Annotated in this window: 6 protein-coding genes; 2 read left to right on the top strand and 4 right to left on the bottom strand. The window is 39.2% G+C overall.

Translation table 11 applies throughout. The annotated features are described in order from the left end of the window. Positions 1–443 (bottom strand): tyrosine-protein phosphatase (locus LDB17_RS13430; protein WP_393925076.1); only part of this gene is annotated, 443 nt, incomplete at its 3' end. Between the two features lie 228 nt (positions 444–671). On the opposite strand from LDB17_RS13430, the gene LDB17_RS13425 reads away from it, so the two are divergent. Next, the gene (locus tag LDB17_RS13425) at positions 672–1,733 is read left to right on the top strand and encodes a tyrosine-protein phosphatase (protein WP_006841717.1); all 1,062 of its coding nucleotides are present in this window, start codon (positions 672–674) and stop codon (positions 1,731–1,733) included. 81 nt (positions 1,734–1,814) lie between these two features. On the opposite strand, the gene LDB17_RS13420 is transcribed toward LDB17_RS13425, so the two are convergent. From LDB17_RS13420 to LDB17_RS13410, 3 genes are all read right to left on the bottom strand, one after another. Beyond that, positions 1,815–3,122, bottom strand: coding sequence for an alpha-L-fucosidase (locus tag LDB17_RS13420; protein ID WP_252637754.1), 1,308 nt, complete (start codon positions 3,120–3,122; stop codon positions 1,815–1,817). Between the two features lie 197 nt (positions 3,123–3,319). Then, on the bottom strand, positions 3,320–4,183 hold the full coding sequence (locus LDB17_RS13415) for an AraC family transcriptional regulator (RefSeq protein ID WP_252637755.1): 864 nt from the start codon (positions 4,181–4,183) through the stop codon (positions 3,320–3,322). 258 nt (positions 4,184–4,441) lie between these two features. Continuing rightward, on the bottom strand, positions 4,442–5,155 hold the full coding sequence (locus LDB17_RS13410) for a hypothetical protein (RefSeq protein WP_252637756.1): 714 nt from the start codon (positions 5,153–5,155) through the stop codon (positions 4,442–4,444). Between the two features lie 288 nt (positions 5,156–5,443). On the opposite strand from LDB17_RS13410, the gene LDB17_RS13405 reads away from it, so the two are divergent. Continuing rightward, positions 5,444–9,022: a glycoside hydrolase family 2 TIM barrel-domain containing protein gene (locus tag LDB17_RS13405; RefSeq protein WP_252637757.1), complete on the top strand. Its 3,579-nt coding sequence runs from the start codon at positions 5,444–5,446 to the stop codon at positions 9,020–9,022. Positions 9,023–9,240: the final 218 nt, after the last annotated feature.

Here is a 9,240-nt window from a genome sequence, read left to right as displayed (position 1 = left end):
CGATAACGTTTGGTTTCAGCTTGTGCCCTAAAGTCTACAACGGATATGATAGGAATACTTGCCAAATAAGCGACATCGCCCTCAGTCAGGCTGGACAATTCATCTGCACGAAACAATTTACCCCATTTAGTATATCTACCGTCTTTGGTCTTGAAGCCGCCTAAGTCCCGAAAATTATAACACCCTTCCATCGGAAGATGGCGTTCAGACATATTTAGAATTTCGCCATTGTTATGCAGCTCAAAATAGATACGAATGGATGTGCTCACATTCAAAGGATATATCCCACTACCATTACCGATAAGTATTGGCTCTTTATGGTTTATACTATCGAATGAATCGCCGGCGTATAAGGACCAATTACCTTCAGTTTCGAGTCTGAAACTTGCGGCTTTAGTATACTTATCACGTATTATTTGCGCCTTTAATATAGCCGTATCCATTGATTCCTTAAAGTTTCATTTCTTGATAATGATAGCAAATGCTAAAGAGGATTTTTATAAAACCATGACAAATATACAGAATTAGTTGAAATATTGCTAACTGCCCGATTAAAACAGAGAATATGTAAAAAAAGATAAATGTTTACAAAAAAGACACAAAGTGTTGATAAGGATTTACAACTAATGTATCTTTGTTGAAATACAACAGTGTGATAAATAGTTATTTTCATGAAGATTAAGCTAATAAGTTCGTTAATAAGCATACTATTTTTATACAACTGCTCCCCTAACCCAACGACGGTGACAGTAATGTGTGAACAGGATCGTAAAGGAAATTACATCCTGAAATGGGAGTTGTATCCCGAAGTAGACAACACACCTGTTGAAATATTCGTTTCGGATAATGATAGCTCTTTTCCTTCAAATGCAAAACTGATAACCAACTCGAATGACTACATTGCCGTTATAAAGAATGAATCGGACACTGTTGAAAAACGAAAATATTTCCGCATAAAGGTTGCAGGGGTACTCTCTGAGGTTGTTACAAACCGATTCTTTGAAATGGATAGCATTCAAAACTTCAGAGACATTGGCGGATACATCACAAACGATAACAAACGTGTGCGATGGGGTAAGATATTCCGTTCGGGAAACTTCTTCCGCATGACTACTCACGACAGTTTAGAGATGAGCAGTCTAGGAATAAAAACCGTCATCGACCTCAGGTCGGAGGATATAATGAAGAAGAATATAGAAAGATATACAGCCTTCAAGAACATCCGTATCCCTATCGCTTATAATGGATACAACTCTATATCACAAAAGGTGATGGAAGGCCGGTTTCTTCGTGGTGACGCTATTATATATACACAGGATACATACAAGGATATGATCAATAACTTCGCCAGTCAGTATGCAGAATTCTTCGACTACCTGTGCGATGAAAACAATTACCCGATCGCTTTTCATTGCTACTTAGGCAAAGACCAGTCGGGGCTGGCTACATTCTTCCTGCTCAGAGCGCTCGATGTACCTATGGATATAATAGAAGACGACTATATGGCTTCAGATATGGTGATCGACCGCACAAAGCTGGTAAGAAATGCTGATAGCCTTTCAGAGTCGCGGCAAGAAGCTTTCACAATGCTTTCAAGAACAGATTTAGCATACTTGAAATATGGTATCTCCTGCATCAGAGAGAAACGGGGATCGGTAGAAGACTACATGCTCCATGAATTGAAGCTGACTCCCGAGAAGAGGAAAAAGCTGAAAGCAATATTACTGCACTAAACGAAACAATAGACTTATATAATAACGAGACTTGGATGCAACGACAAATCCAAGTCTCGTTTTTGTATTTGCTATAGCGTGTTATTTTACCTCTACTTCTATAATCGAACTTATATCATCCAGCTTACCATCGATTGTAAATGTTACATCTCCGGTCTTTTTATCTCTATTCCAAACAAGCTTGGAGTCTACATTCAGCCATTTTGCCGACTTTATGTTAGGAATGTTTAATGTAATGGACGGAGTATCTTTCTCCAGAATGTGAATATAATAGGTCTTGCCCTTATTGGTTATTGCTCCCCACGATTGAGGGAGGGTAAAACCTTGCTTCGTTCCATATATAGTATATCCATACTTATCCATCCATTCTCCCATTTGCTGAAGCCTTTCTACACATTCCGTCTGAATCTTTCCATTCGGCATTGGACCTACATTCAACAACAGGTTTGCACCTGTCCCGGCTGTACGGATAAGCAAATGCAAAAGTTCCTTTGTCGATTTATATTTATCATCAGTAATATCAAATCCCCAAGATCCATTTATGGTCTGACATGTTTCCAACGGAAGTTTAGACACCTCTTGTCCACTCAGCCCTCCTTTATTTTCGCCCGGCACATCACGCTCAAATATCTGATAGCTCTCACCCTCAAAAGGAGGTAAGTGATGATTGTTTGCGATCAAACATTCTGGCTGTAGGCGATGGATCAGTTCATATATTTCAGGGTAATGCCAATCAACATAAGTAGACTGATCTGTTCTATTCTCATGTTCTGTCTGATCCCAATGACCATCAAACCAGATACCGGCTATTGGACCATAGTTCGTTAACAACTCGGTCAACTGCGCTTTCATAAAATTAATATAGCTGTTCCAATCACTTTTTTCTGTACGTCCCGATCCTTTTCCTGTACGTCCTGTCTCATACTGATAGTCGGAACGCATCCAATCCAGAATCGAATAATATAATACAAGCTTCATACCTTGCTTATGGCACTCATCAGCTAGCTGCCTAACAATATCCTTGCCATAAGGGGTATTCATTATGTTCCAATCCGACTGCTTGGTATCCCAGTTGCTGAAACTATCATGATGACGCGAGGTAAACGCAATATATTTCATCCCTGCGCCTTTAGCTATCTGAACCCACTCTGCTGCATTAAATTCCTGCGGATTAAAGAAATCTTGGAGTCGCTTATATTCATTTGTTTTTATCGGGCGGTTGTTCATCACCCATTCGCCATCACCTAGCACGCTATAAGGTCCAAAATGGACGAACATCCCAAAACGGGCATCTTCAAACCACTTAACATCGGGTTTTACGGCTTTCGATTGTGCCGACAAATTTGCCATAACGAATATTAAAGCAAGGGATAAAAAATACTTTTTCATTTTGTTTTTATTTTAGACATTAAGGTCAATTCTCAATTTAATTAATATGAGCTTTTTATATACCTGAGGTAGATACAAAAATAAACAATTAGCGTGTCACCCACTTCTACTTTTCCGATAAACCAATAGTACAAATTCGATATTATCTATTACCTATATTTCTCAATATAGTATAAAAGCGATCGGCAAGCGTTTGATTATAAATTGTTATATGTCTCTCTGTATTCGCTCGGAGTCTTTCCTATATGATGCTTAAAAACCCTGTTGAAATAAGAGATATTATCCAAAGACAGTTCCATCGCCACATCCCTTATTGGCATATCGGTAGTAAGCAGAAGTAGTTGAGCCTTTTCTATCTTTTTCATGTTCACATATCTGAGGGGTGTGCAGTTCATTTCTTTCTTAAATACCCGAATCAAATGATCTTCGGAAACACAAGCTACATTTGCAAGCTCGGCCAATGTAATATCCTTGCCTGTATTTTCGTGTATATATCGGAGTGTATTACTAATGCGTATGTCCTTATTATCCGATTTTGTTTTAGCTAATGTGAAAAATCTGGATATAAGCTGATACAAAATTCCTTGCGTTTCGTATCTCGAGTGTATCGACATCTTGCTGTTATCTGCCACATACTGATCAAATGTACGAGGGTTATCATACAGTTTGGGATCATAATGCCTTAAATGCCTTCCCGGATTGATTTCAAGCAATCGTTTGTTCAACATTAAGCCTAATGAGTCGGATTTAACTTCTATCGGAAAATCGTATTGATCGAATATCGATTCCTTTCTCACTGTTTCTTCATAAAAGTGAATATAGTAAAGCGAAAAGAAGCTATCGCACTCATTGTCGTGCATTGTAAACGGAGGAACAAGATATAGATGATCCGGTTTCAGAGAAAATGGCTCTCCGTTGATGTATGTGATCGCTTTGCCGCCGGTTACATAATATATACGGGCAAAAGGACTATACACTGACTTCCAGTTCCAGTTTGCATTTAGCTCCGAATAACCGACATTCAGCAATATAAATTTAGGTCTTTCTGCTGTTTTAGACATACAGGTTGTCGTTTTTATTTCCCGATTTTATGCAAAGATATTCATTTATTAGGAGAAATTTTCAGTATAAGCGAATGTAAACTTTTAATAAGTACTAAAAAGGATTTATATTCGTCTTTTTGGGATTACCCCAGCATGCTACAATCTTTCTATTAACTAATTAAAAAAAAAGAATCACGTATTTGTTGCATTAGAAGAAACGCTATATTGCTCTTTTTACGCTGTGGTCTGAGAAAAAGGTGACAAAAGTGACACTTTTCAGTCCGGTCGTATTATGTCACCTTCTTTTACTTCGCTCCTTTTCACTTTTCGGTACAGATGGGGCGGAGGGAGGCAATAATCCCTGATAAATACATATTCCGATTCTTCTTTCTCTTGGGTTACTGTTTCGTCCTCATCTTCAATCAGTGCATCCTGCAAATTATCAGAATCAGACACCGTTTCGGTTGGTTCAGAAATAAGCTCTTCCCTTTCTATTTTCTTTTCGCACGATGCACCACTCATCAGTTTTTCCCGCAGCTCATTCAAACTATCCTTAGTCTTCGGGTCTTGCACTATTATCGTTAAGGGTTGGCTGTGCTCTTTGTTCTCTTCTTCCTTTGTTTCGTTGTGAGATAATACCAGCCTGATAGCGTGTGTGTCGGGGGCATATTCTTTTTGCCTAACTACCCGGGTTTTCAGTACTAGTTTGTCGGGATTCTCTTTGTCAGGCACATAGGTCGTTCGCACTTCGGTGAGGGTATAGCCTTCCAGCTTTTTCCTTAACGATCGGCGGGCAGTAATTGCCAACGCCTCATCCCTGCTTTCCATTGCTGCTTCAATTGCCTTTCTAAACGCGGGTTTCTTGTCTCTCCATTCATAGAATGATTTGCGGGTTATTTTCAAGCGTTTGCAAATCTCTGTGATCGAATAGGTATCTTCTTCTATCAGCGAGACAATCTTTTCTGCCAGTCTTTCTGTATACTTTGCCATATCTGTTATAATTAGTTGTTTATAATAGATAATTATTTAGAAAACTGATGAATAAGCACGAAAGAGGTAGGAGCAGTGGCTTGTCCCTGCCCGTTAGTCTGCCGGCGACCACAAGGGATCGCTCCTACAGTTGCCCAAAAAAAATAATTAGCTGACGATAGAATATACAATATACAGGGAATGTAAGGCAACAGTTAGTATTATTATGAATATAAATATTATCTTTAACATTCGAAAAAACACCCTTAAAGTATCAGAAAACAGAAATTTATTAAAAAATTAAAGCGAATGCGAATTATTTATTTTTGTTTTTTCCTGAGTATGTTAATATGCCCCAGACTCTACTCTCAGGAAATAAACCCAAACATCTTATACAAGATTGTTAGCCCTTCAGGTTTTGTAGTAGATAACAGAGACGTGCACGACAATGCAGCATCTCTTTATTTGTCCAAAAATGAAAAGAGCAGCCAAGGGCAAGTGTGGAAAATAGAAAAGTTGACAAACGGTTCTTACATGATCTCCAACCCCTTTATTTACAAAAGTATTGACAACAACAATACGACAACAGGGAATGGGAATCCAATCATTCAGTGGGACAGCAACAAATCGAACGTAAATCAGCAATGGCTATTGAATGTAACAGGTACAGGAGCTTTTGCCATCATTCATAAAGCAAGCCAAATGGCACTGGCTTTCACCGGAGAGGATGCTGTCGGCACACAGTTGTCGCAACTTCCAAACTCTTCCCAAACATGGAGGCTGGTTCCTACGAATATAAAACCGCCTAAAGAGGAAAAGTTAAAACCAAGTAAAAACGACTGGGAGAATGAAACAATCTTTGCAATAAACAAAGAACCCGGACATGTAACCTATATTCCCTTCCCTTCTGTAGAAAGCCTTAAAAAAGATAAAAGCTTTGATAAACCGTGGGAAGAACCGTCATCCTCCTTATATTTATCGCTGAATGGTGATTGGAAATTTAATTGGGTAAAAAAACCTTCGGAACGCCCTAAAGATTTCTACAAGACAAACTATGATGTTTCGTCTTGGAAAGAAATACCTGTGCCTTCCAACTGGGAAATGCACGGATACGGAACACCCATCTATACGAATATAACTTATCCATTCAAGAATAATCCTCCATTTATACAACCGCAAAAAGGGTACACCAACGAGATAGAGGTAAACCCCGTAGGATCGTATCGCCGTGATTTTTCTATTCCGGCAGATTGGGATGGCAAAGAAATCATCTTACACTTCGATGGTGTATATAGTGGAATATATGTATGGATCAACGGTAAAAAAGTAGGTTATAGCCAAGGCGCAAACAATGTTGCCGAATTTAACATTACAAGTTACGTTAAAGCAGGCACAAACACCATTGCAGCCGAAGTTTATCGCTGGACGGATGGAAGCTATATAGAAGATCAGGATATGTTCCGCCTGAGTGGAATTCATCGTCCGGTGTACTTATATGCAACACCTAAAGTACATGTACGTGACTACTTCTTACAGTCAGATTTTAAAGGTGATGATTACAGCTCTGCACTTTTCAAAGTGAAAGCTTCGATAAAAAATTATGATAAAAAAGCATCTCAAGCGACGACTCTAGGTGTATCACTTTTAGATACCAAAGGCAAAGAGGTAGCAAACATCACACAACCTGTTGGATCATTGAAGGCAAACCAAGAACAGGAGTATGATATACAGGCAAGTGTTACGAACCCGTCGCTATGGTCTGCCGAAAAGCCGAACCTTTATACTGCAATCATTATCCTGAAAGACAATAACGGGAATGTATTGGAAGCAATGTCCTCGAAGTTTGGATTCAGGAAAATAGAAATGAAGAACAAACGTGTTTATATCAACAATGAACAGGTTTTCTTTAAAGGAACAAACAGGCACGACATTCACCCTAAATTCGGAAAAGCTGTGCCTGTAGAATCGATGATACAGGACATCGTAATGATGAAGCAACATAATCTGAATACAATACGCACGAGCCACTACCCTAACGACCCAAGGATGTATGCCTTGTACGACTACTATGGACTGTATGTAATGGATGAGGCTGACCTCGAGAATCATGGCAATCATTCGATAAGTGGTATGCCTAGTTGGATTCCGGCATATAAAGACCGAATAGAAAGAGTGATACAACGAGACAAGAACCATCCTTCGGTGATCTTCTGGTCTTTGGGCAATGAAGGGGGGAATGGAGACAACTTCGATGAGATGTATAAAGTAGCTAAGCTGCTCGATCCATCACGCCCCGTTCACTACGAAGGCAAGAATGAAGCAGCCGATATAGACTCTCACATGTATCCCGATTTGGCACGTATGGCTGCCTTTGACCAAAGAGATACTGACAAACCTTACTTCTTGTGCGAATATGTTCACTCGATGGGGAATGCACCGGGCAATATCGCCGAATATTGGGATTATATAGAAAACAAATCGCAACGTATGATAGGTGGATGCGTTTGGGACTGGGTAGATCAGGGATTGAACATGTACGGAAAACCTGACAATCAATATTACCTAGGAGGTGATTTTGGAGACAAGCCAAATGACTTTGATTTTGTATGTAATGGATTAACAACTCCCGATCGTAGAGTTACAGCAAAACTACTGGAGATAAAGAAAATATATCAATACATCAAATTCCGTGAACTATCGTTGAATACAGGCAAAATTGAGATTGAAAATAAGTATGACTTTACCAATCTGAATGAGTTTAATATAAAATGGGAAGTTCTTAAAGATGGTGTTAAATCCGAATCGGGAACAATACCTTCGATAGACTTAGCACCGAATCAAAAAACAATAATCACTGTGCCATATAATAAAAATATGGATGCAGGAAGCGAGTATCTATTGAATATATATTTCACGCTAAAGAACGATACGAATTGGGAAAAAGCAGGCTATGAAATGGCATCAGCACAGTTTGCCCTGAACGGCAGACAGCCGATCTCTTCGGTTGACACATCATCTATGAGTGACGTGCAAGTGAGCACACAAGGCGATAACCTTGTAATAGGCGGACGTAATTTCAAGACTGCATTCAACTCACAAACAGGTATAATGACTTCTCTTCAATATGGAGGAAAGGAAATGATACACAACCAAAGCGGATTTAACCTGAACTGGTATCGTAGTGTGAATAACGACAAATACACCGATCAGAACTATTATACCACAGAGAATGACAAACCGATGTTCAGTTATCAACTGTCGCCGGACAAAAAATCTGTAACTATTCTGTCTGCCACTACGGCTACAATAAAAAGCCCGAAAGAAGTGCGAATTCCATATACTGTAAAGTATACGATCTACGGAGATGGAACAATTGATGTAGATGCGAATTTCACGTCTCCTTCTGCAGGTTCATTTGTTCACCGCTTGGGCTTGCAAGTCGTATTGCCAGAGGGAATGGAAAATGTTCGTTATTATGGACGTGGCCCTCACGAAAACTATTGGGACAGAAAACTTTCTGCATACATAGGGCAATATCAGACCACCGCAAAAGGAATGGAGCAAGAGCACTATGTGAGATCACAAAGCATGGGTAATAGGGAAGATGTAAGATGGGTTACCATCACAGACCAAAATAAGAAAGGGATTAAAATACAATCGAAAGACAGGTTAGGATTTAGTGCACTGCACTTCACCGATCAGGCGTTGTGGGAAGCCGTGCATGATTTCAAATTGGATGAGATCCGCAAACCCGAAGTTTATTTAAGTCTGGATTGTATACAACAGGGTCTAGGTAACGCAAGTTGCGGACCTCTGCCACTGCCGCAATACATGATTCCGGCTAATCAGAACCTAGGTTATTCGTTCAGAATACAAGGAGTAGAATAAGCAAACATTAACAGAATAGCAAAGGCTTGTAGTGAAAATTCATTACAAGCCTTTTTGTTTGGGGGTATGACATACTGTGAATACTCTATAAAATATTTGTAAATCTGCATTTTAAATCTTATATTTACTCTTAACCTAAATTAAAAACGATTCTAAAGAAAGGATTGCGTATGAATATACTTCTCGTTTGATCATTAAGAAAATACAATTTCTTATAG

The organism is Dysgonomonas sp. Shenzhen-Wh21 (assembly GCF_043392705.1).
Lineage (GTDB): Bacteria > Bacteroidota > Bacteroidia > Bacteroidales > Dysgonomonadaceae > Dysgonomonas.
This window is presented reverse-complemented; position numbering and strand designations above follow the sequence as displayed.